The following is a 21,033-nucleotide window of genomic DNA, read 5'->3' as shown; positions in this document are numbered from 1 at the left end:
AACTCCACAGGTCCGAACGCCGGATATCTCGTCTCATCGAACGGACACGTTTCCGTACCGTTTCCTCCAGGAGATACGCTCCGGCCGTGGCTGAGATCCAGATTCCTGCTGACATCAAGCCCGCCGACGGTCGATTCGGCGCGGGCCCCTCCAAGGTGCGGGTGGAGGCGCTGGACGCCCTGGCCGCCACCGGTACCTCCCTCCTCGGTACCTCCCACCGCCAGGCCCCCGTCAAGAACCTGGTCGGCCAGGTCCGCGAGGGCATCTCCCAGCTGTTCGAGATCCCCGAAGGCTACGAGGTGATCCTCGGCAACGGCGGCTCCACCGCCTTCTGGGACATCGCGACCCACGGCCTGATCGAGAACAGGTCGCAGCACCTCAGCTTCGGCGAGTTCAGCTCCAAGTTCGCCAAGGCCGCCAAGCTGGCCCCCTGGCTCGCCGAGCCGGACGTCATCTCCAGCGACCCGGGCACGCACCCCGAGGCGGTCGCCGAGGCGGGTGTCGACGTCTACGCGTTCACCCACAACGAGACCTCGACCGGCGTCGCCATGCCGATCAGGCGTGTGGCCGGTGCCGACGAGGGCGCCCTGGTCCTCGTGGACGCCACCTCCGGCGCCGGCGGCCTCCCGGTCGACATCGCCGAGACCGACGTCTACTACTTCGCCCCGCAGAAGTCCTTCGCCTCCGACGGCGGCCTGTGGATCGGCATCTTCTCCCCGGCCGCGATCGAGCGCGCCGAGCGCATCCACGCGTCCGGCCGCCACGTCCCGGAGTTCTTCTCCCTGCCGACGGCGATCGACAACTCCCGCAAGAACCAGACGTACAACACCCCGGCCCTCGCCACCCTCTTCCTGCTCAACCAGCAGCTGGAGTGGCTCAACGGCCAGGGCGGGCTCGACTGGGCGACCCGGCGTACGGCCACCTCGGCGCGGACGCTGTACGGCTGGGCGGAGGACGTGAAGTTCGCCAACCCGTTCGTCGCCGACCCGGCCAAGCGCTCGGCGGTCATCGGCACGATCGACTTCACCGAGGAGGTCGACGCCGCGGCCGTCGCCAAGGTCCTGCGCGCCAACGGCATCGTCGACACCGAGCCCTACCGCAAGCTCGGCCGCAACCAGCTGCGCGTCGCGATGTTCCCGGCGATCGACCCGGCGGACGTCGAGGCGCTGACGAAGTGCGTCGACTACGTGATCGAGAAGCTCTGACCGCTTCGGTACGGCCGATGCGGTAGGACCGTTGCGGGAGGGCCGTCCGAGTACGGCCGATTCGGTACGGCAGTGAGGGGCGCCCGGTGACCACCGGGCGCCCCTCGTCGTCACCGTGGCCGCCGCTTCACCCGGTCGGACCATTGCCTCCGTCTCCGGGGCGGGTGGACGCTGGTCGGACAGGACGGACTGGACGGACTGTTCAGGGGGAGGGCGTCCACCGTGTTACGTGGCGGCAGAAGCTGGTCCGGGCGACGTGGTGACGTGGTGCTTCACGCGGTGCTGCGGGTGCTGATGCTCGCGGTCGCGGTGCCGGGGCTCATCCTGTGCGCGGACGGCGTCGAACGGAACCATCCGCAGGTCGTGACCTACAAGAAGGCCCCCCTGTGTCCCGCCGGCACGCCGTGGGAGACGGCCGGCGACTGCGTCGCGCGGACCACCGGCGAAGTCGTCGACAAGAACACCAGCCAGTCGTGCACGACGGACAGCAACGGGCTGAGTTCGTGCACCACCTACTACAGCCTGGACGTGCGCTTCGGCGCGCGTACGGAGTCGCTGGACGTGGGCTCGAAGACCTATCGCGCGACGGACCTCGGGGATCCGGCCGAGCTGCGCCTGTGGCGCGGAGAAGTGGTGCGGATGGTGGCCGGAGGTCACGTCGAGGGCTTTCTGACCTCTTCCGAGTGGGCCTTCGTAGGGTGGCTGTTCCTCGGCTGGCTGTTGCTGGGAGCCTGCTGGCCGGCCCTTTTCGGGCTGTGGCTGGCCCCGCTGCTGGGGGGCTGGCTGGTGCTGACCGTGCCGTATCTGATGGTCGCGCACAACCTTCTCGGGCTGAACCCGATGGGCTGGGTGGGCTGGAGCGTCACGGGCCTGATCACGGGGGTGGGGATCTGGCTCATGGGCCGATCCCTCACCTGAACCGTGGCCTGACCGCCGTCCGGCCGGCAGCGGCGGGAGCAGCCGTCACCGGGGGTCGGGCTTCTAACGGTGGACGGTGCCGATGTTCTTGGACCTGTCGACGGCGACGCACTGGGCTTCGGTGTTGGGGGGAACCGGGTTGGATACCGAGACTGCCGTGAAGTTGGGGTTACCGCAGTTGTTGTTCTGCCTGCCCTCCTGCGCCACATTCTGTTGGAACACGCCAAGTGCACCCGAGCCGCCCTCCGCCTCGGCGCCGTGGCTGATCTCCGAAGTGCCCTTGTTCTTCGAGTGGTCGACCGTCTTGCAGCGGGCCTCCACCTGGCCGGAGGTGGGGATGACGCTGGTGAGATTCGGATTGGCGCAGTTGTTGTTCTGCCTGCCCTCCTGCGCCACATTCTGCTGGGACATGAAGGACCCGCTGGAGCCACCAGTGGCCTCGGCGCCACCCGTCTTGGTGCGGTTGTGCTTGTTACGTGAGCTGTCCATGTTGGTGCACCAGCCCTCGACTCGCACCGTACGCCCTGTCGTAGCAAGAGAATCATTGGGGTTCGCGCAGTTGTTGTTCTGCCGGCCCTCCTGCGCCACGTTCTGCTGGGTCAGATCCAACTCACCGGAGCCCCCAGTAGCCCGTGCCCCGCCACCCTTTGTCTCGGTGTACTTGTTACGCGAACGGTCCACGTCCACGCATCGGGCCTCTTGCTGGATTTCCCCACCGACCGAAAAAGTTTCGTTGGGGTTGGCGCAGTTGTTGTTCTGCCGGCCCTGTTGTGCCACGTTCTGCTGGATCACGGTGTCTCCAGAGCCACCGGTGGCCTCCGCGCCGCCCTCCTCGTCCACGGTGTGCATGTTGAAGCTGGCATCACCAGTCGCGCAGCTACTTTCGGTATCGGCTGCCGAAGTCACGCCGACGAGGTTGGGGAAAAAAGCCCCGTTGGGGTTTGAACAGCTGTTGTTCTGCTTGTTCTCCTGGGCCGTGTTCTGCTGCGTGAGACCGCCGAGGCTACCGCCACCCCTGGCGGCTGCTCCGGGATCGTCCGCGACGGCGAAGCCGGTTCCGGAAGAGGCCAGGCCGACGGTCAGGACCGTCAACGTAGCGGCTCTGATCTTCTGCGCGCATCGCACACTTGCCTCCCAGAAGGACTCGTGTCGTTTACTTCGGCGTCCTTCCTCAACGAAGGCCCGCCGGCACGGATATGGCGGGCACGGCGTTTTCCGCCTGGATGGCCTACACCGTGCGTGACTTTCGGATCGGCCGGGCGTTCGTGATCGCGGCAAGGGCCGTCGCCGTGCGGGGAATCAGCCGGGATGCGGCAGTGCGGGGCCCGACGGTGAGCGGTCAGGAGATCCGGGCGTATGGGACAGCGGGGACGGCACGCGGCGCCGCGTGCCAGGGCGCGGAGGATCCGCCGGGCGGCGGCCGTGGTGTTCACCGCAGGTGCGCTGGTCGCCGTCGGCAGCGGCGGCGCTTTCGCGGACATTTTCGAAGACGTCCCGCTGAACGGGGAGGAGAACACCGACCAGGACGGGGAGCAGAACCTGTCCTGCGGAAACTCGGCCCGTCCGGTGCGGCTCAACATCGCGGAGACGGTGCACCGGGAGCAGGTCTGCGTCGATGACGACGGCCACACCCGCCACGACAGTGCCCGTGCGGATGGCGCCCAGGCCGTCGGGGGCACCACGCTCGGCCCTCAGGTCAACACCGCCCAGACCGGCAAACAGAACCTCGCCTGCGGCAACTCCTCCGACCTGGTCACGGTCAACGTGCTGGGCACCATGAACTGGGACACCACCTGCGTGGCCGCCGACCACGGCGACGTCTCCGGCAGCGGTGGCTACGGCGCCTCCCCGGGCAGCGCCCGCGCCCTGGGCGGCACGACGGTCGGTCCCCAGGTCAACGCCGCCCAGACCGGCAAGCAGAACCTGTACTGCGGCAACTCCTCCGACACCCTCACCGTCAACGTCGCCGGCACCATCCGCAAACACACCACCTGCACCGCCGTCGACCACTCCTCCCCGCGCCCCGGCGACGCCCACCGCGGTCGTGCTTCCGCCGACGCCGGCCAGGCCGTCGGGTTCGAGACCAACACCGCCCAGAACGGCCGCCAGAACCAGACCTGCGGCAACCCCGGCATGGGCATCGAGGTTCCCCTCGGCCAGACCGGCCACACGGCTTACTGCACCGCCCTCGACCATCCCTGAGCGCCGGCCGGCTTCAAGGCCGCCCCCTGTGACGCGACACCCGGGCACCGCCCCGACGGAGAGGCGCCCGGCAGCAACCACCGGGCACCCTTCCGTCATACGGCACGGCAGCTCACACGGCACCGCAGCTCATACGGCGTCCCAGCTCGGACGGGGCCACAGCTCATGCCCCCGTCCCCCTCACGCCGCCGTACAGCTCACGCTCGGCACGCCCCCGCCCCCGGGCGCCCCGCCGAAGCCGAAGCTTGCCGAACCGCCCGCCGGTACGGTGCCGTTGTGCGCGGCGTTGACCGCCGTCACCGTGGCGCCGCTCTGGGTGTACGTCGCGTTCCACATGTTCGTCACCTTCTGGGACCCGCTCCACGTCCAGGTCACCTTCCAGGAACCGATCGCCGTCGAACCGGAGTTGGTGACCTTCACCTCGGCGTTGAAGCCGCTCCCCCAGTCGCTGCTGACGGTGTAGGCGGCGGTGCAGGCGGGTGTGCCGCCGCCCGGGTCGCCGGGGTCGCCCGGGTCACCGGGATCGCCGCCCCCGCTCCCCGGCGGGAATCCCGGGGCCTTGATGCTCGCCAGGTATCCGTCCTTGACCGTGTCGACGGTCGACCAGTCGTCCTTCAGGATTCCGCCGGTGTCACCGGAGTTGGGGTTCCAGGACCAGAAGGTCCAGTGGAAGGAGTCGGAGCCGTACGTCGACGTCGAGCGCAGGTAGGTGACCAGTGCCGTCAGCCACTTCTGGTCGATCGTCGACTGGAGCGTCGTACCGAACTCGCCGAGCCAGACCGGGGCGATGTTCTGCTTGAAGATGTAGCCCCAGTACTTGTCCCAGACGCCGGGCATGTTCGCGGGGAAGGAGGGGTCGTTGAACCAGCTCTGCTGGGCCACGCTCGTCGCGTAGTCGTGAGCCGAGTACACCAGCCGGCCCGCGACGTCGAGGCGGACCGGGTACTGGGCGACGCCCATCAGGTTGCCACCCCACCAGCCGGAGACGCCGTTGAAGCTCTGCACGCCCTCCACGAAGATCAGGAGCTGCGGGTTGACGGAGAGGACGGCGTTGCCGGCCCGTTCGGCGGCCAGGCGCCAGTCCCTCGTGGTGTCGCCGCAGCCCCAGCAGGCGGGATCGTGGGGCTCGTTGTGGAGGTCGATGCCCACGACGGTGGGGTTGCCCGCGTAACGGCCCGCCAGCGACTTGAGGTTGGCGATCCACGTCGACTCGGGGACCGCCGAGGTGTACCAGAGCGCCGACTGGCCCGCCGCGTCCGGGCGGTGGCGGTCGAGGATGACCTTCAGGCCGCTCTGCCCGGCGTACCCCACGATCTTGTCCAGGACCTGCAAGGACGTCAGGCCCCGCAGGTCCGCGTTCTTGCCGTCGGAGAAGTTGAGGCTGTCCGGCATGGTGCCGGGCTTGAGGATGTCGTCGCTGAAGGGGAGGCGGAGGGTGTTGTAGCCCAGCGACTTCATCTGGTCGATCATCCTCTTGTAGTCGCGGGACCAGAGGCCGTGGACCACGTGGTTGGCGGTCTCGAAGCCGAACCAGTTGATGCCGGCGATCCGCACCGGCAGGCCGGACGCGTCCAGGATCTGACGGCCGCTGGTGTGCCAGTAGCCGGCTCCGGCGTCGGCCAGGCGCACACCGGTGTCGGCCGGGCGCGCCCCGGCCTCGACCTCGGTCCCGGCCTCGGCCGCGCGGGCGGTCTGGGCGCCCGCCGCCAGCGGTAACAGCAGGGCCGCGACGACGGCACACAGCGCTCTGCGCAGGGTGTGGAACATGTCGTTGCTTCCTCTCGGGGGGAGGCGCGGGCCCGGAACATTTGGGAGCGCTCCCATAGTCCGCGCACCACCCAGGAAACTGACATGCCATGGCCGCGTCAAGACACGTGGTGGTGGTTGCGGCGGCACGCGGTTCCGTGACCTCGGTCCGGCAGCCTTCAGCCCCTGCCTGCCCCGTCCCGTGGGGTGGGACGGGGCGGGCAGGTGGCGGCGTCACCCCCCTCGTGAGGGCACCTCACCGGCTCAGCTTCTGGAACCTCCGCACCGCCAGCGGCAGGAAGATCGCCGTCAGCACCACCGGCCACACGCCCGCCATCAGCAACGCGTGCTCCTCGACCCACGAGTCGCCGCCCCCGACCGGCGTCCCGAACAGGTCACGGGTGGCCGCGGCCGTCGAGGAGATCGGGTTCCAGGCGGCCACCGCGCCCAGCCAGTCCGGCATCAGCTGCGGGGCGACGAAGATGCTGGAGATCATCGTCAGCGGGAAGGCCACCGCGAACAGCCCGCCGGCCGCCTCCGGGTTCGGCACCAGCAGGCCCAGCCACACGCCGATCCAGATCAGCGCGAAGCGGAGCCACAGCAGCAGGCCGAAGGCGGCGAGGAAGCCGAGGCCGGCGTCCGGGCGCCAGCCCATCGCGAAGGCCGTCAGCATCATGATGGCCAACTCCGCGCAGGCGACGATCAGATCGGTCACCCCGCGCCCGGCGACCACCGCGGAGGAGGCCATCGGCATGGAGCGGAACCGGTCGATGACGCCCTTGGTGGAGTCGTAGACGACGAGCGTGGCGGTGTTGATGAAGCCGAACGCCATCGTCATCACGAACATCCCCGGCATCAGGAAGTCCTTGTAGTCCCCGCCGCCGGGCACCTGCATCGCGCTGCCGAAGACATAGCCGTAGAGGAGGACGGAGAGGATCGGGAAGCCCAACTGCCAGGCGATGTTGATCGGTTGCCGCTGGTAGTGGGTCAGGCCGCGGCGGACGATGTTCCAGACGTCGGCGAGCAGCCAGTACGTGCGGCCGTGCGGGGCGTGTCCGGTCAGATCGACGGCGCTCACGCGTCGGCCTCCTTCCCCTGTGAGGCATCGGTGCGGTGTCCCGTCAGGCGCAGGAACACGTCGTCGAGGCTCGGCCTGCGCAGTCCGATGTCCTCGACCCGGACGCCCTCGTCCTGCAGTGTCCGGGCCACCTCCGTCAGGGCGGAGACCCGGTCGGCCACCGGGGCGTGCACGCGCAACTCGGCCTCGTCCGCCTCCGGTTCGCCGTCCGAGACGCGGGCGACGACCTTCACCACGCGCGCGATCTCGGACCGCTCGGCGACCACGACCTCGATCCGGTCGCCGCCGACGCGGTTCTTCAGCCCGTCCGGGGTGTCGTCGGCGATGGCCCGCCCCTGGTCGATGACGGTGATCCGGGAGGCCAGCTTGTCCGCCTCCTCCAGGTACTGCGTGGTCAGCAGGACCGTCGTACCGCTCGCGACCAGCGCCCGCACGGACTCCCAGACCTCGCCCCGGCTGCGGGGGTCCAGTCCCGTCGTCGGCTCGTCGAGGAACAGGACGGCCGGGGCGAGGATCATCGACGCGGCGAGGTCGAGCCGGCGCCGCATGCCGCCGCTGTACTTGCCGACGCCCCGGTCGGCGGCGTCGGTCAGGTCGAACTGCTCCAGCAGCTCGGCGGCCCGCAGCTTGGCGCGCCTGCCGCCCAGGTGGAACAGTCGGCCGAACATCTCCAGGTTCTGCCGGCCGGTGAGCACCTCGTCCACGGCCGCGTACTGGCCGGTGAGGCCGATCCGGGCCCGGACCTCGCGCGACTGCCGGGCCACGTCCAGGCCGGCCACGCTCGCCCGGCCGCCGTCCAGCCGGATCAGCGTGGACAGGATGCGTACGGCGGTGGTCTTGCCTGCGCCGTTCGGCCCGAGCAGGCCGTGCACCGTGCCCTCACGCACGGCCAGGTCGAAGCCGTCGAGGGCGCGCTTCTCGCCGTACCGCTTCTCCAGTCCCTCGGCGTGCACGGCGTATCCGTCGGTCATGTGTCCCCCTTCCCTTCGTAGAAGTCTCGGCAAACAGAACTCCCGATAACTGAGTACACCGTACCCGATTGCGCGTACGCCGTACCCAGTTTTTTTCCGCGGAACTAAGCTGCACCCATGACGAGCAGCACGGAGACCAGCGGCAGCGGCGACATCGTCCGGACCCTCGAGCTGCTGTGGGACACCGGCAAGCGGCCGAGCCGCGGGCCCAAGCCGGGTCTGACGCTGGAGCGGATCGTGGAGACCGCCGTCGAGATCGCCGACCGGGACGGGCTCGACGCGGTCTCGATGCGCCGGATCGCCGCCGAACTGGGGACGGGCGCGATGTCGCTCTACCGCTACGTCCCCGGCAAGGCCGAGCTGCTCGACCTCATGCTGGACCGCGTGCAGCGCCCCGACCCGGGCGATCTGGGCGACGGCGGCTGGCGCCCCGCCCTGGAGGCCACGGCCTACGCCACCCTGGCCCTCTACCGCCGCCACCCGTGGCTGCTCCAGGTCAACCAGTCGCGCCCGATCCTCGGCCCGAGCGCCCTGGACGGCATGGAGAAGGTGCTCACCCGCATCAAGCCCATGGGCCTGTCCGACCCGGAACTGGTGTCGGCGATCATCATGATCGACGGGTACGTCGTCGGGGCCGCGCGCACGCAGCTCTACCAGGAGGAGGCGGAGCGCAAGTCGGGCATGACGGACGCACAGTTCTGGGCGGCGCAGGCGCCGGTGCTGGAGAAGATCATGGCCTCCGGGCGCTACCCCGTCATGGCCGCCCTCTCCGAGGACACCTTCCTCCCCCACTTCGACCACTTCGACTTCGGGCTCCAGCGGATACTGGACGGGCTGGAGGTGCTCGTCGAGCAGCGGAAGGGCGCCGCCGAGTAGGCCGCCTCAGCCCCTCGGACCCTCAGACCTCCAGTCACGGACCCCAGCTCCTCGGCCCCTCAGCCCCTCCGCCGCAGCCTCCGCACTCCGAACAGCGCGGCGCACGCGACGGCCAGGACGACGGCGCCCGTCCGCACGTTCCCGCCCACTCCGCCGCCGCTGCCGTCGCCGTCCCCCGAGGCCGCCGAACTCCCGCTCCCGGAGGGCGGCTTGGCGCCTCCCTCCGCCGCCCCGGGCGCGTCCTCCGCCTGCACCCCGCTGCCGACGCCCTCGGTGCCGTACAGCAGCTTCGAGCCGTCGGCCGAGTACGTGACGGACTCCCCCTGTTGCTGCAACGGCACGTCGAGCCGCTCCAGCCGCTTGGGCCTGCCGTCGTTCCAGTCGTAGAGGATGCCGCCGAAGTAGCCGCGGACGGCGAGGCGTCGGCCGTCCGGGGAGAGGGCGGCGTCGGTGGCCCAGAGGTCGATGGGGGCGACGGGCTTGAAGACGTTCGTGCCGGAGGTGGTCAGGCGGGCCGGCTGCTCGTAGAGGTGCCCGCCGTCCTCCTGCTTGTCGATGATGTAGACCCGTCCGGTCTTCGGGTGCACGACGAGCGACTCGGCGTCGCGGGGGCCGTCCTGGTACTTCACGACGTACTGCGTGGCCCGGATCGTCTGGTCCTTGAGCTGCTTCGGCTCGGGCAGCCGGTAGATCCACACGTGGTCCCACACGACGCCGTCGTTGTCGCCGATGTCGCCGACGTAGAGCTGGTTGTCGGGGCCCATGGAGATCGCCTCGACGTCGCGCGGGTTGCCCACGCCGGTCATGGTGATGGTCGCGACGGTCTTTCCGGTGGCGCTGTCCACCGCGTAGAGGTAGGCGCCCTTGTCCTGGTCGTTGTGCGTCCAGTAGACGCCGGGGTGCTGGCGGGAGGCGGCCAGGCCGCTGGACTCGGTGATGCGGGGGTCCTCGACGGTGAAGCTCTTGTCGCCGTCGGCGGCGGAGGCGGGCGCCGCGAGGGCGGCCACGAGCAGGGCCCCGGCAAGGAGGGCGAACGGTCGGCGCATGCCCCAAGCCTGCCACTCCGTCAGCCCTTTCCGGCGTGGTGGCAGGCCTCACACCCCATGCGTCACCTTGATCCCTCATGATGAGCGGATGCTCAGGTTGATGCCCGTCGGCGACTCGATGACGATCGGCAGCGCGGGCGAACACACGTGGCGCTACCGCATGTGGCAGCACCTGCGTACGACGTACGGCGGCCCCTTCGCCCTCGTCGGCCCGCGCGAGACGCTGTACGACAAGGCGACGGACGCGCCCACGTCGTACGAGTACGCCGACCCCGACTTCCCCCGCGCCCACCTGGCCGGCTGGGGCGAGGGCTGGCTGCACATGGTTCCGCTGATCGGCGAGGCGGTGCGGTCGTGCCGGGCGGATGTGCTGCTGGTGTCACTGGGCCTGATCGACCTGGGCTTCTACACGAACGCGGAGCAGACGGCGCGGAACGCGAGGGAGTTCGTCACGCAGGCGCGGTCGGCGAATCCGCGGGTCCGGATGGTGGTGCTCCCGGTGATCCCGAACGTGCGGGCGGAGTCGGACGCGTCGTTCGCCGCCGAGGTCACCCGCTTCAACGAGTTGCTGGCGAAGACGGTGGCGGACCTGGACGAGCCCCGCTCACCCCTGCTCCTGGCCTCCCCTCCCCCGTCGTACGACATCCACCACGACACCTACGACGGCACGCACCCCAACGGCAGCGGCGAGCACCGGATCGCGGCGGCCTTCGCGGACGCCATGCACCAGGCGTGGGGCGTGGGCGACAGCTACGGCGACTGACCGTCGTAGGCCCGCACGCGGAACAGGCGAATACCTGATCGAACTGACCATCGCCTTCGGGACCGACATCGACATGACCACCACCCTCCTCGGACTCACCCTGAAAACCGACGAGTTCCCCCGCGACTGATGACAAGCTGTGGGCATGGCCGTCATCCACCACACCACCCTCAAGCCCACCAAGCTGGAACTCCTCACCTCCTGGCTGCCCACCCGCCCCTGGTACGTCGGCGGCGCGGGCGCGCCGCGGTTGACCAAGGCCGGCGGCTTCCGGCTGGACGACCCGGAGGGCGAGGTCGGCATCGAGTTCATGGTGGCCACCGACTCCTGTGGCCCCGACCCGGTCCACTACCTCGTGCCGCTCACCTATCGCGGCGCCCCCCTCGACGGCGCGGAGCACGCCCTCGTCGGCACCATGGAGCACGGCGTGCTGGGACCGCGCTGGGCCTACGACGGCTGCCACGACCCGGTGCTGGTCACCCAGCTGCTGGCCCTGTTCGAGGGCCGGGTCCAGGCCCAGGCCCAGAGCGTCAGCGACGCCCCCGACCGGGAGGTCACCCGCTCCCACACGGGTGAGGGCCTGCCCTCCCCGGCCGCCTTCACCACGGCCGCCGACGACGAGACCGGCACCGAGCTGCGCGCCTCCGACGGGACGACCCTCCGCCTGCACCGAGTCCTGCGGCCGACCCTCGACGGCCCTCCCCTCCTCCCCCAGGGCGCGACCGGCCACGTCGCCGGCGCCTGGCAGATGCCGGACGACACGCGGGCGCGAGCCCTGTTCGCCGTCCTGCACACCACCTCCGGAGGCTGAAGGCGGGCGACCCGACCACCCCGACCGCTCGGACGGCCTTCCTGGACTCCCTTGCCTAGAGCGCACTCCACGGGGCTAGCGTGCCCGGCATGAAGTACACGCAGCTCGGACGCACGGGACTCAAGGTCAGCCGGCTCGTCCTCGGCACCATGAACTTCGGCCCGCAGACGGACGAAGCGGACAGTCACGCGATCATGGACGCGGCGCTGGACGCGGGCATCAACTTCTTCGACACGGCGAACGTGTACGGCTGGGGCGAGAACAAGGGCCGTACCGAGACGATCATCGGCAACTGGTTCGCGCAGGGCGGCGAGCGGCGCGAGAAAGTCGTCCTCGCCACCAAGGTGTACGGCAACATGGGCGCGGACGGCGAGGCCTGGCCCAACCACGACAAGCTGTCGGCGGTGAACATCCGGCGGGCCGTGGACGCGTCGCTCAAGCGGCTGCGGACCGACCACATCGACGTCTACCAGTTCCACCACATCGACCGCGCCACTCCCTTCGAGGAGATCTGGCAGGCCGTCGACGTCCTCGTCCAGCAGGGGAAGATCCTGTACGTCGGCTCCAGCAACTTCCCCGGGTACAAGATCGCCCAGGCCAACGAGATCGCCGCCAGGCGCGGCGGCACCATCGGCCTCGTCAGCGAGCAGTGCCTGTACAACCTCTACGAGCGCCGCGCCGAGATGGAGGTCATCCCGGCCGCGCAGGACTACGGCCTGGGCGTCATCCCGTGGTCCCCGCTGCACGGCGGGCTGCTCGGCGGCGTCATCAAGAAGGAGGTGGAGGGCGGACGGCGCAGCTCCGGGCGGGCCGCCGACACCCTCGCCGACCCGGCCGTACGCGCCAAGATCCAGGCGTACGAGGACCTGCTCGACAAGCACGGCGTGGAGCCCGGCGAGGCCGCGCTGGCCTGGCTGCTGACCCGCCCGGGCGTCACCGGCCCGATCGTCGGCCCGCGCACCGCCGAGCAGCTCGGCTCCGCCGTACGCGCCGCGAAGCTTGAGCTGAGCGAGGAACTGCTGGCCGGCCTCGACGAGATCTTCCCGGGCCCGGGCCCGTCTCCGGAGGCCTTCGCCTGGTGACACGGTGAGGACGACACCCCCTTGAGGGACGCACGTCCCCAAGGGGCGCGGGGAACTGCGCGACAAGCCACAGACGGCCCGCAGCCGACCTGCGACGCGCAGTCCCCCACCCTCGCTCCACCAGCGGAGCTACAGCGCGGCAGCCACCGCCACCACGACGAACAACAGCACGAGCACACCGGCCATGATCCGGTTCCGGGTCTTCGGGTCCACGCTTCGAGCCTAACCGGCCCCGCCGAGCGGCCAACGGGCGACCGCCTCGTAACGCGGCTGCTCCCCCGGCACCCCGGACTTCGGCAGGTTGCTGCGGACCAGCACCAGCTCGTCCACCGTCCACGTGCGGCCGGCGAAGGCGTCCAGCGCCTCGACGTACGACCGGACGTCCACGGCGTCCCGGCTGCGGGCCACCGTCAGATGGGCCTTGTAGCGGCGGTGCTCGCCCATGTCCAGGCCGGCCTTGCGCGCCGCCGCCTCCGTCCGGTCGGCCAGCAGCCGCAGCGCCGCCACCTCGCCCGACGCCCCGACCCACAGCGCCCGCCCGTGCCCGAACTGGCCCCCGCCCCGCAGCGCCAGCTCGAAGGGCTCACCGCGCCGCGCGACCCGCTCCAGCCGCGCCGACAGCTCCGGTACGACCTCCTCGTCGACCTCCCCGTAGAACGCGAGCGTGAAGTGCCAGCCGGGGCGGCCGGTCCAGCGCAGCCCGTCCGCACCGGGCAGCTTCTTCAGCTGCGCGATCTCGACGGCCAGTTCGTGGGCCGCTTCCTCAGGAGGCAGCACGGCGGCGAAGAGTCTCATGCGTCCAGTCTCGCTGCCGCACCCACGTGTGACCGGTCACCGTGCGTATCGTTGTACTGCGCGGCTGTCCGTGACCGAGCGGCAGCCGGGGAGGAACGCCACGATGACCGTCCTTGACGACAGGATCGAGATGGCCGAGAGCAGCGGCGAACTCACGCTCGACATGTTGTTCGAGTGGCTGGAGAAGATGCCCGTCCCCGAGGGATACAAGACCGAGATCGTCGGGGGGCACATCTTCATGTCGCCGCAGCGGGACAGCCACTGGGACATCATCCTGGACATCGTCGAGCAGTTGCGTGCCAAGTATCCGCGCAAGCGCGTCAAGTCCGACGTCCGCATCGACTATCCCGGGCATCTCAACGGCTTCGCCACCGACGTGACGGCTCTCACCGAAGGCGCTCAGAAGGACGAGAAGGGCCGCTGGCGGTACGAGGACGTCGAGTTCGTCGCCGAGGTCGTCTCCAAGGACACCGCCGCCAACGACTACGGCCCCAAGAAGACCGCCTACGCCCTCGCCGAAGTGCCGGTGTACCTGATCGTGAACCCGTACACCGCGGAGTGGCACCTGCACACCCTGCCGAGGGACGGCGAGTATCACGGCGAGGTCAGCTTCGGCTTCGGTGACGAGATCGACCTGACCGGGACCGTCGTCGGTCTGGTCCTCAAGACCGACGAGTTCCCCCGCGACTGACCCGGACGCCTCCTCCTATGCCGCCGTGGCCAGCCGCTCCTCCCGCCGCTCGCGCGGGACGAACCGCACCCGAGGATGGCCGCGGTGCCAGCCCACCGACAGGCGCAGGCCGCCGACGCGGGCCAGGAGCAGGCCGATGGTGACGGCCGCGGCGGCGGAGATCGCGCCGCCCACCGCGAGACCGGCCCGGACGCCGTACGCGTCCGTGACCCAGCCCGCGATCGGGGCGCCCACCGGGGAGCCGCCCAGGAAGACCATCATGTAGAGGGCCATGACGCGGCCGCGCATGGCCGGGTCGGTGCCCATCTGGATGCTGGTGTTCGCGGTGACGTTGACCGTCATGCCGAACATGCCGATCGGTGCCATGAGCAGCGCGAACAGCCACAGGGACGGGGCAGCCGCCGCCACCAGCTCCATGAGGCCGAACGCCAGCGCCGCCGCGATCAGCACCCGCATCCGGGCGGTGCCGCGCCGGGCCGCGAGCAGCGCGCCGGCCAGCGACCCGACCGCCATCAGCGTGTTGAAGAGGCTGTAGGAGCCGGCGCCCGCGTGGAAGACGTCGTCGGCGAAGGCGGAGAGATAGACGGGGAAATTGAAGCCGAAGGTCCCTATGAACCCGACCAGGACGATCGTCCAGATCAGGTCGGGGCGCCCGGCGACGTACCGCAGGCCCTCCCGCAGCTGGCCCTTGCCGCGCGGCGCCCGCTGGACGACGTGCAGCTCACGCGCCCGCATCAGCAGCAGACCGGCGATGGGTGCGACGAAGGACAGGCCGTTGAAGAGGAACGCCCAGCCCGTGCCCACACCGGTGATCATCAGACCGGCGACGGCGGGGCCGACGAGGCGGGCGGACTGGAAGTTCGCGGAGTTCAGGCTGACCGCGTTCTGCAGCTGGTCCGGGCCGACCATCTCGGAGACGAAGGACTGGCGGGCCGGGTTGTCGACGACGGTCGCGAGGCCGACGGCGAAGGCGGCGACGTAGACGTGCCAGACCTCGACGTGTCCGGAGAGGGTGAGCAGGGCGAGCGCGACGCCGGTGACGGCCATCGCCGTCTGGGTGACGAGCAGTGTGGGGCGCTTGGGGAGACGGTCGACGAGGACGCCGCCGTACAGGCCGAAGAACAGCATCGGCACGAACTGCAGGGCCGTCGTGACGCCGACGGCGGTGGCGGAGCCGGTGAGGCTGAGCACCAGCCAGTCCTGGGCGATGCGCTGCATCCAGGTGCCGATGTTGGAGACGACCTGGCCGGCGAAGAACAGGCGGTAGTTCCTGACCTTCAGGGAGCTGAACATCGAGGACCTGGCGCGGGTGCCGTCGGACGTCGTCTCTGGGGTGGACTGGGGATCGTGGGTGGTCGGTGCGGGGGCGGAATCTGCTCCGGGTCCCGTACTCAAAAGGGTTCGCCTCCTCGTGGACTGCCTACAGGTGTGCGAGCTTCTCCAGCACGGGGGCGGCGGCGCGCAGCTTGGCCCACTCGTCCTCGTCGAGGCCGTCGACCAGGGTGGCCAGGAACGCGTTCCGCTTGCGGCGGCTCTCCTCGAGCATGGTCTCGGCCTGCTCGGTCCTGGTGACGACCTTCTGGCGCCGGTCCTCCGGGTGAGGCTCCAGCCGGACCAGGCCCTTGGCCTCCAGCAGCGCGACGATGCGGGTCATCGAGGGCGGCTGCACATGCTCCTTGCGGGCGAGCTCGCCCGGGGTGGCGCTGCCGCACAGGGAGAGCGTGCCGAGCACCGACATCTCGGTCGGGCTCAGCGACTCGTCGACCCGCTGGTGTTTGAGTCGACGGGAGAGCCGCATCACGGCGGATCGCAGGGAGTTCACGGCGGCAGCGTCGTCGCCATGGGTAAGGTCCGACATGTTCTTTAGCGTAACTCATTACTCTCGCTAAGGACCACCGCGGGGCGCCCTGATGCCCGTGATGCCCGCCACTGACGCCCAATGTCACTCATACGGGTGACGCGAGCGCGGAACGCCATCCCACACCCCGAACTGTGCCGCGACCCTCGTACGCATGGGGACCAGCGTGCTCAGCCTGCGCATAGACCACGAACTGCTCGAACGACTCCGGCACCACGCCGCCAAAAGAGGAATGAGCGTCCAGGACTACGTCGTCCGGACGCTCATTCGCGATGACTTCGACGAGCGGTTCCAGACCGCCGTCGAGGAGACGGAGAAGTTCTACGGGCTCACCTGAGCCGCGTCGCACGGTCCGGGTGAGCCCGGGGGCGGGGCGGGTCAGGCCGAGGACACCGGGTCGGGTCGGGCGGAGGGCGGGGATCAGGTCAGGCCGAGGGCCGGCATGAGGTAGTAGAAGCCGAACACGGCGGCCACGACGTACATCGGCACCGGCACCTCCCGGCCCCGCCCGGCCGCCAGGCGCAGCACCACGAAGGTGATGAAGCCCATGCCGATGCCGTTGGTGATCGAGTAGGTGAACGGCATCATCACCATCGTGACGAAGGCGGGGATCGCGATGGTGTGGTCGGCCCAGTCGATCTCCTTGACGGAGTTCGCCAGGATCAGGAAGCCGACCGCGAGCAGGGCGGGGGTGGCCGCCTGGGAGGGGACCATCGTGGCGACGGGGGTGAGGAACAGCGCCACGGCGAAGAGGCCGCCGGTGACGAGGTTCGCGAAGCCGGTGCGGGCGCCCTCGCCGACGCCGGCCGTGGACTCCACGAAGGCGGTGGTCGCCGAGGAGGAGCTGGCGCCGCCGGCGGCGACGGCGAGGCCGTCGACGAAGAGCACCTTGTTGATGCCGGGCATCTCACCCGAGGCGTTGGTCAGCTTGGCCTCGTCGGAGACGCCCATGATCGTGCCCATCGCGTCGAAGAAGCACGACAGCAGGACCGTGAAGACGAAGAGGACGCCGGTCAGCACGCCGACCTTGCCGAAGCCGCCGAAGAGGCTCACCTCGCCGATGAGGCCGAAGTCGGGGGTCTCCACGGGGTTGCCGGGCCACTCGGGCGTGGTGAGCCCCCAGGTCGGCACCTTCGCGACGGCGTTGATGACCAGCGCCAGGGCGGTCATGGCGACGATCGAGATCAGGATCGCGCCGGGGACCTTGCGGACGATCAGTGCGAGGGTGAGCAGCGCGCCGAGGATGAAGACGAGCACCGGCCAGCCGTTGAGGTGACCGTCGGCGCCGAGCTGGAGCGGGACGGTGGTGTGGGCGGCGTCCGGGATACGGGTGACGAACCCGGAGTCCACGAGTCCGATCAGCATGATGAACAGGCCGATGCCGATGCTGATCGCCTTGCGCAGCCCGAAGGGCACGGCGTTCATGACCCGCTCACGCAGACCGGTGGCGACCAGGAGCATGACCACAAAGCCGGCGAGGACGACCATGCCCATCGCGTCGGCCCAGGACATCCGGGGTGCGAGCTGGAGCGCGACGACGGAGTTCACGCCGAGACCGGCGGCGAGCGCGATCGGCACGTTGCCGATGACGCCCATCAGCAGCGTCGTGAACGCGGCGGTGACACAGGTGGCGGTGACCAGCTGGCCGTTGTCGAGCTGGTGACCGTACATGTCCTTCGCGCTGCCGAGGATGATCGGGTTCAGCACGATGATGTAGGCCATCGCGAAGAAGGTGGCGAAACCGCCGCGGACCTCACGGGCGAGGGTGCTGCCCCGCTCGGAGATCCTGAAGTAGCGGTCGAGAGCGCCGTACGCGGGCGAGCTGCCCGGCTCTTCGGGCGCGGGGACCTTGGCGGGAGCCGAGGTGGACATGCGAAACCTCATTCACCAGCGGACTTCCCCCAGCCGCTTTGGCGCTTCCTACGAACACAAGTGGTCAGAAACAAACTGTTTCAGTATGAACATATGAGTCCGCGAACGCCATCTCCGCGCGTAGACCCCAGGGCCGGGTGGCGGGCCGCCCCCGCCTCGTAAGCTGTGCCCCATGGCGAAGTGGACCCCGAAGCACGAGGCGCCGGAGCCCCTGGAGGGCCCCGTGGTCGCCACCATCACCGGCGGCACGATCCTCTGGTTCGCCCTCTTCCTCGTCCAGCTCCCCTTCTACGGCTGGTTCGACGACCACGGCCACCTGTGGTGGCTGTGGACCTGCCTGGCGGGCGGCGGACTCGGTCTCTTCGGCATCTGGTTCGTCCGCAGGCGGGACGAGGCGATCAAGCGGGCCGCGAACGCCGGGCCGACCGAGCCGTCGAAGCCCGCCGAACCGTCGGAGCCCGCCGAGCCGTCGTCGAAGCCCGCCGAGTCGTCGTCGAAGCCGAGCCGGACCGAGTCGGGCCGAGTGGACGGCGCGTAGTACCACCGCACTACGGCCCTCCTCCCGAGGTCGGATCTTCCGGACTTCCGGCGGGTGAACGGCCCAATCCGCACGTACCGTCGATTCCATGCCCCATACCGACGCCGCCGCCCCCGCCCCGGCTCCCACGGCGACCGGGCTCACCGCCAGCGAGGTCGCGGAGCGTGTCGCACGCGGTCAGGTCAACGACGTACCCGCCCGCAGCAGCCGAACCGTCGGCGAGATCGTCCGGGCGAACGTCTTCACCCGGTTCAACGCGATCATCGGCGTGCTCTGGCTGATCATGCTGGCCGTCGCACCGATCCAGGACGGCCTCTTCGGGTTCGTGATCCTCGCGAACACCGGCATCGGCATCATCCAGGAGTGGCGGGCGAAGAAGACCCTCGACTCCCTGGCGGTGATAGGCGAGGCCCGGCCGACGGTCCGCCGCGACGGCGTCGCCGTCCAGGTCAGCACCTCCGACCTCGTCCTGGACGACCTCATGGAAGTCGGTCCCGGCGACAAGATCGTCGTCGACGGGGTCTGCGTCGAGGCCGACGGACTGGAGATCGACGAGTCGCTGCTCACCGGCGAGGCGGACCCCGTCGTCAAGCGTCCCGGCGACGAGGTCATGTCGGGCAGCTTCGTCGTCGCCGGCGGCGGCGCCTTCCAGGCCACCAAGGTCGGCCGCGAGGCCTACGCCGCCCAGCTCGCCGAGGAGGCCTCCCGCTTCACCCTCGTCCACTCCGAGCTGCGCTCCGGCATCTCCACGATCCTGAAGTACGTGACGTGGATGATGGTCCCCGCCGCGATCGGCCTGGTCGTCACCCAGCTGTTCGTCAAGGAGAACGACCTCAAGGACTCGGTCGCCCGCACCGTCGGCGGCATCGTCCCCATGGTCCCGGAGGGCCTCGTCCTCCTCACCTCCGTCGCCTTCGCGATCGGCGTGATCCGCCTCGGCCGGCAGCAGTGCCTCGTCCAGGAACTCCCGGCCATCGAGGGCCTCGCCCGCGTCGACACCGTCTGCCTGGACAAGACCGGCACCCTCACCGAGGGCGGCATGGACGTCACCGAGGTCCGCGGCCTCAACGGCGCCGACGCCACGTACGTACACCAGGTCCTCGGCGCGCTCGGCGAGTCCGACCCCCGCCCCAACGCCTCCCTCCAGGCGATCATCGACGCCTACCCGGACACCGACGACTGGCGCTGCACCGAGTCGCTCCCCTTCTCCTCCGCCCGCAAGTACAGCGGCGCCACCTTCAGCGAGGGCAACGGCGAGACCAGTACGTGGCTGCTCGGCGCCCCCGACGTCCTGCTGCCCGCCGACGACCCCGCCCTCGCCGAGACCGAGCGGCTCAACGAACAGGGCCTGCGCGTCCTCCTCCTCGCCCGCGCCGTCCGCGACCTCGACGATCCCGAGGTCGCCCGCGGCGCCGGCGCCACCGCCCTCGTCGTCCTGGAGCAGCGGCTGCGTCCCGACGCCGCCGACACCCTGCGCTACTTCGCCGAGCAGGACGTCCAGGCCAAGGTCATCTCCGGCGACAACGCGGTGTCGGTGGGCGCCGTCGCCGCCAAGCTGGGCCTCGACGCCCGTACGGTCGACGCGCGCCGGCTGCCCGCCGAGCGCGACGGGATGGGCCGGGCCCTCGACGACGCCACGGTGTTCGGCCGGGTCAGCCCGCAGCAGAAGCGGGACATGGTCGGCGCCCTGCAGTCCCGCGGGCACACCGTCGCGATGACCGGCGACGGCGTCAACGACGTCCTCGCGCTGAAGGACGCGGACATCGGCGTGGCGATGGGCTCGGGCTCCGAGGCGACGCGGGCGGTCGCCCAGATCGTGCTGCTGAACAACAGCTTCGCCACGCTTCCGTCGGTGGTGGCGGAGGGCCGGCGGGTCATCGGCAACATCACGCGCGTGGCGACCCTCTTCCTGGTGAAGACGGTCTACTCGGTGCTGCTGGCCCTGCTGGTGGTGTGCTGGCAGGTGGAGTACCCCTTCCTCCCCCGCCACCTGACGTTGCTGTCGACGCTGACGATCGGCGTCCCGGCCTTCTTCCTCGCCCTCGCCCCCAACAAGGAACGCGCCCGGCCGCACTTCGTACGACGGGTGATGCGCTACTCGATCCCGGGCGGGGTGCTGGCCGGTCTCGCGACCTTCGTGACGTATCTGATCGCCCGGCACCACTACACGGGCGACGGCGCCCTGGACGCCGAGACGAGCGCCGCGACGCTCACGCTGTTCCTGATCTCGATGTGGGTGCTGGCGATCATCGCCCGCCCGTACACCTGGTGGCGGATCGCGCTGGTGGCCGCGATGGGCGTGGGCTTCCTGGTGGTGCTGGTGGTGCCGTGGCTGCAGGACTTCTTCGCGCTGAAGCTGGTGGGGGTGACGATGCCGTGGATCGCGGTGGGCATCGCGGTGGTGGCGGCGGCCGCCCTGGAGTTCCTCTGGAGGTGGGTCGACCGCCGCTTTCCCGCTTAGCGCTCGGCAGGAGCCGGGGGTGGTGCCGTCCCGGCCCCTGCGGGCGTGCGCGTCGTGGCCGTCCACGACGCGCACGCGCGGCGAAGCCGCATGCCGATGTCGATGTCGATACGGACCCGC

Annotated in this window: 20 protein-coding genes; 11 read left to right on the top strand and 9 right to left on the bottom strand. The window is 70.1% G+C overall.

The annotated features are described in order from the left end of the window. Positions 1 to 86 precede the first annotated feature (86 nt). Together serC and ACPT94_RS12790 are read left to right on the top strand one after the other, a co-directional pair. Positions 87 to 1,205 (top strand): phosphoserine transaminase, encoded by a 1,119-nt coding sequence (gene serC / locus ACPT94_RS12795; RefSeq protein WP_360334336.1) that lies wholly within the window; start codon positions 87 to 89, stop codon positions 1,203 to 1,205. 264 nt (positions 1,206 to 1,469) lie between these two features. Continuing rightward, the gene (locus ACPT94_RS12790; RefSeq protein ID WP_425245859.1) at positions 1,470 to 2,123 is read left to right on the top strand and encodes a hypothetical protein; all 654 of its coding nucleotides are present in this window, start codon (positions 1,470 to 1,472) and stop codon (positions 2,121 to 2,123) included. A 63-nt stretch (positions 2,124 to 2,186) separates the two neighbouring features. On the opposite strand, the gene ACPT94_RS12785 is transcribed toward ACPT94_RS12790, so the two are convergent. Next, positions 2,187 to 3,215: a hypothetical protein gene (locus tag ACPT94_RS12785; RefSeq protein ID WP_360334330.1), complete on the bottom strand. Its 1,029-nt coding sequence runs from the start codon at positions 3,213 to 3,215 to the stop codon at positions 2,187 to 2,189. Between the two features lie 264 nt (positions 3,216 to 3,479). Between ACPT94_RS12785 and ACPT94_RS12780 the strand changes: the two genes are divergently transcribed. After that, positions 3,480 to 4,325, top strand: a complete 846-nt coding sequence (locus tag ACPT94_RS12780) for a hypothetical protein (protein WP_425245858.1) — start codon at positions 3,480 to 3,482, stop codon at positions 4,323 to 4,325. 180 nt (positions 4,326 to 4,505) lie between these two features. Here the strand turns inward: ACPT94_RS12780 and ACPT94_RS12775 are convergent, their stop codons facing one another. The 3 genes from ACPT94_RS12775 to ACPT94_RS12765 all read right to left on the bottom strand — a co-directional run bounded on the left by ACPT94_RS12775 (position 4,506) and on the right by ACPT94_RS12765 (position 8,120). Further along, complete coding sequence (locus ACPT94_RS12775) at positions 4,506 to 6,092, bottom strand: cellulase family glycosylhydrolase (RefSeq protein ID WP_425245857.1); 1,587 nt, start codon at positions 6,090 to 6,092, stop codon at positions 4,506 to 4,508. A 235-nt stretch (positions 6,093 to 6,327) separates the two neighbouring features. After that, positions 6,328 to 7,149, bottom strand: coding sequence for an ABC transporter permease (locus ACPT94_RS12770; protein ID WP_425245856.1), 822 nt, complete (start codon positions 7,147 to 7,149; stop codon positions 6,328 to 6,330). After that, on the bottom strand, positions 7,146 to 8,120 hold the full coding sequence (locus ACPT94_RS12765; RefSeq protein ID WP_360334319.1) for an ATP-binding cassette domain-containing protein: 975 nt from the start codon (positions 8,118 to 8,120) through the stop codon (positions 7,146 to 7,148). Before ACPT94_RS12765 ends, ACPT94_RS12770 begins: the two co-directional genes overlap by 4 nt. Before the next feature lie 117 nt (positions 8,121 to 8,237). On the opposite strand from ACPT94_RS12765, the gene ACPT94_RS12760 reads away from it, so the two are divergent. Next, positions 8,238 to 8,996 carry a TetR/AcrR family transcriptional regulator gene (locus ACPT94_RS12760; protein WP_360334316.1) on the top strand — a complete coding sequence of 253 codons (759 nt, stop codon included), beginning with the start codon at positions 8,238 to 8,240 and terminating at the stop codon, positions 8,994 to 8,996. Positions 8,997 to 9,055: 59 nt separating this feature from the next. Here the strand turns inward: ACPT94_RS12760 and ACPT94_RS12755 are convergent, their stop codons facing one another. Continuing rightward, a complete protein-coding gene (locus ACPT94_RS12755) occupies positions 9,056 to 10,042 on the bottom strand; it encodes a WD40 repeat domain-containing protein (RefSeq protein WP_360334313.1) in 987 nt (328 codons plus the stop codon). An 88-nt stretch (positions 10,043 to 10,130) separates the two neighbouring features. Between ACPT94_RS12755 and ACPT94_RS12750 the strand changes: the two genes are divergently transcribed. From ACPT94_RS12750 to ACPT94_RS12740, 3 genes are all read left to right on the top strand, one after another. After that, positions 10,131 to 10,805 (top strand): SGNH/GDSL hydrolase family protein, encoded by a 675-nt coding sequence (locus ACPT94_RS12750; RefSeq protein ID WP_360334310.1) that lies wholly within the window; start codon positions 10,131 to 10,133, stop codon positions 10,803 to 10,805. A gap of 145 nt (positions 10,806 to 10,950) precedes the next feature. After that, a complete protein-coding gene (locus ACPT94_RS12745) occupies positions 10,951 to 11,616 on the top strand; it encodes a maltokinase N-terminal cap-like domain-containing protein (RefSeq protein WP_425245855.1) in 666 nt (221 codons plus the stop codon). 89 nt (positions 11,617 to 11,705) lie between these two features. Then, positions 11,706 to 12,698 (top strand): aldo/keto reductase, encoded by a 993-nt coding sequence (locus tag ACPT94_RS12740; RefSeq protein ID WP_360334304.1) that lies wholly within the window; start codon positions 11,706 to 11,708, stop codon positions 12,696 to 12,698. A 222-nt stretch (positions 12,699 to 12,920) separates the two neighbouring features. Here the strand turns inward: ACPT94_RS12740 and thpR are convergent, their stop codons facing one another. Then, complete coding sequence (thpR, locus tag ACPT94_RS12735) at positions 12,921 to 13,493, bottom strand: RNA 2',3'-cyclic phosphodiesterase (protein ID WP_360334301.1); 573 nt, start codon at positions 13,491 to 13,493, stop codon at positions 12,921 to 12,923. Positions 13,494 to 13,596: 103 nt separating this feature from the next. Here thpR and ACPT94_RS12730 point away from each other — a divergent pair, with 103 nt between their 5' ends. Continuing rightward, on the top strand, positions 13,597 to 14,184 hold the full coding sequence (locus tag ACPT94_RS12730) for a Uma2 family endonuclease (protein ID WP_360334299.1): 588 nt from the start codon (positions 13,597 to 13,599) through the stop codon (positions 14,182 to 14,184). Positions 14,185 to 14,199: 15 nt separating this feature from the next. Here ACPT94_RS12730 and ACPT94_RS12725 read toward each other — a convergent pair whose 3' ends face one another. Next, positions 14,200 to 15,579, bottom strand: coding sequence for an MFS transporter (locus ACPT94_RS12725; RefSeq protein ID WP_360334296.1), 1,380 nt, complete (start codon positions 15,577 to 15,579; stop codon positions 14,200 to 14,202). 25 nt (positions 15,580 to 15,604) lie between these two features. Then, positions 15,605 to 16,042, bottom strand: coding sequence for a MarR family winged helix-turn-helix transcriptional regulator (locus ACPT94_RS12720; RefSeq protein WP_360334293.1), 438 nt, complete (start codon positions 16,040 to 16,042; stop codon positions 15,605 to 15,607). A 154-nt stretch (positions 16,043 to 16,196) separates the two neighbouring features. On the opposite strand from ACPT94_RS12720, the gene ACPT94_RS12715 reads away from it, so the two are divergent. Further along, a complete protein-coding gene (locus tag ACPT94_RS12715; protein WP_360334291.1) occupies positions 16,197 to 16,379 on the top strand; it encodes a ribbon-helix-helix protein, CopG family in 183 nt (60 codons plus the stop codon). Between the two features lie 83 nt (positions 16,380 to 16,462). On the opposite strand, the gene ACPT94_RS12710 is transcribed toward ACPT94_RS12715, so the two are convergent. Further along, on the bottom strand, positions 16,463 to 17,914 hold the full coding sequence (locus ACPT94_RS12710; RefSeq protein ID WP_360334289.1) for an NCS2 family permease: 1,452 nt from the start codon (positions 17,912 to 17,914) through the stop codon (positions 16,463 to 16,465). A 172-nt stretch (positions 17,915 to 18,086) separates the two neighbouring features. Between ACPT94_RS12710 and ACPT94_RS12705 the strand changes: the two genes are divergently transcribed. Beyond that, a complete protein-coding gene (locus ACPT94_RS12705; RefSeq protein WP_360334287.1) occupies positions 18,087 to 18,452 on the top strand; it encodes a DUF2530 domain-containing protein in 366 nt (121 codons plus the stop codon). 88 nt (positions 18,453 to 18,540) lie between these two features. Next, a complete protein-coding gene (locus ACPT94_RS12700; protein ID WP_425245854.1) occupies positions 18,541 to 20,913 on the top strand; it encodes an HAD-IC family P-type ATPase in 2,373 nt (790 codons plus the stop codon). Positions 20,914 to 21,033 lie beyond the last annotated feature (120 nt).

The organism is Streptomyces aurantiaciflavus (genome assembly GCF_049808595.1).
GTDB lineage: Bacteria > Actinomycetota > Actinomycetes > Streptomycetales > Streptomycetaceae > Streptomyces.
The sequence above is the reverse complement of the archived record's forward strand: the minus strand, read 5'-3'. Positions and strand labels throughout refer to the sequence as shown.

What these genes read in the sequence shown, in the direction of transcription:
- ACPT94_RS12780 (WP_425245858.1), top strand. Translation starts at nt 3,480, where the DNA reads ATGGGACAGCGGGGACGGCACGCGGCGCCGCGTGCCAGGGCGCGGAGG.
- ACPT94_RS12775 (WP_425245857.1), bottom strand. Translation starts at nt 6,092, where the DNA reads ATGTTCCACACCCTGCGCAGAGCGCTGTGTGCCGTCGTCGCGGCCCTG.
- ACPT94_RS12765 (WP_360334319.1), bottom strand. Translation starts at nt 8,120, where the DNA reads ATGACCGACGGATACGCCGTGCACGCCGAGGGACTGGAGAAGCGGTAC.
- ACPT94_RS12760 (WP_360334316.1), top strand. Translation starts at nt 8,238, where the DNA reads ATGACGAGCAGCACGGAGACCAGCGGCAGCGGCGACATCGTCCGGACC.
- ACPT94_RS12755 (WP_360334313.1), bottom strand. Translation starts at nt 10,042, where the DNA reads ATGCGCCGACCGTTCGCCCTCCTTGCCGGGGCCCTGCTCGTGGCCGCC.
- ACPT94_RS12750 (WP_360334310.1), top strand. Translation starts at nt 10,131, where the DNA reads ATGCTCAGGTTGATGCCCGTCGGCGACTCGATGACGATCGGCAGCGCG.
- ACPT94_RS12745 (WP_425245855.1), top strand. Translation starts at nt 10,951, where the DNA reads ATGGCCGTCATCCACCACACCACCCTCAAGCCCACCAAGCTGGAACTC.
- ACPT94_RS12740 (WP_360334304.1), top strand. Translation starts at nt 11,706, where the DNA reads ATGAAGTACACGCAGCTCGGACGCACGGGACTCAAGGTCAGCCGGCTC.
- thpR (WP_360334301.1), bottom strand. Translation starts at nt 13,493, where the DNA reads ATGAGACTCTTCGCCGCCGTGCTGCCTCCTGAGGAAGCGGCCCACGAA.
- ACPT94_RS12730 (WP_360334299.1), top strand. Translation starts at nt 13,597, where the DNA reads ATGACCGTCCTTGACGACAGGATCGAGATGGCCGAGAGCAGCGGCGAA.
- ACPT94_RS12720 (WP_360334293.1), bottom strand. Translation starts at nt 16,042, where the DNA reads ATGTCGGACCTTACCCATGGCGACGACGCTGCCGCCGTGAACTCCCTG.
- ACPT94_RS12715 (WP_360334291.1), top strand. Translation starts at nt 16,197, where the DNA reads ATGGGGACCAGCGTGCTCAGCCTGCGCATAGACCACGAACTGCTCGAA.
- ACPT94_RS12710 (WP_360334289.1), bottom strand. Translation starts at nt 17,914, where the DNA reads ATGTCCACCTCGGCTCCCGCCAAGGTCCCCGCGCCCGAAGAGCCGGGC.
- ACPT94_RS12705 (WP_360334287.1), top strand. Translation starts at nt 18,087, where the DNA reads ATGGCGAAGTGGACCCCGAAGCACGAGGCGCCGGAGCCCCTGGAGGGC.
- ACPT94_RS12700 (WP_425245854.1), top strand. Translation starts at nt 18,541, where the DNA reads ATGCCCCATACCGACGCCGCCGCCCCCGCCCCGGCTCCCACGGCGACC.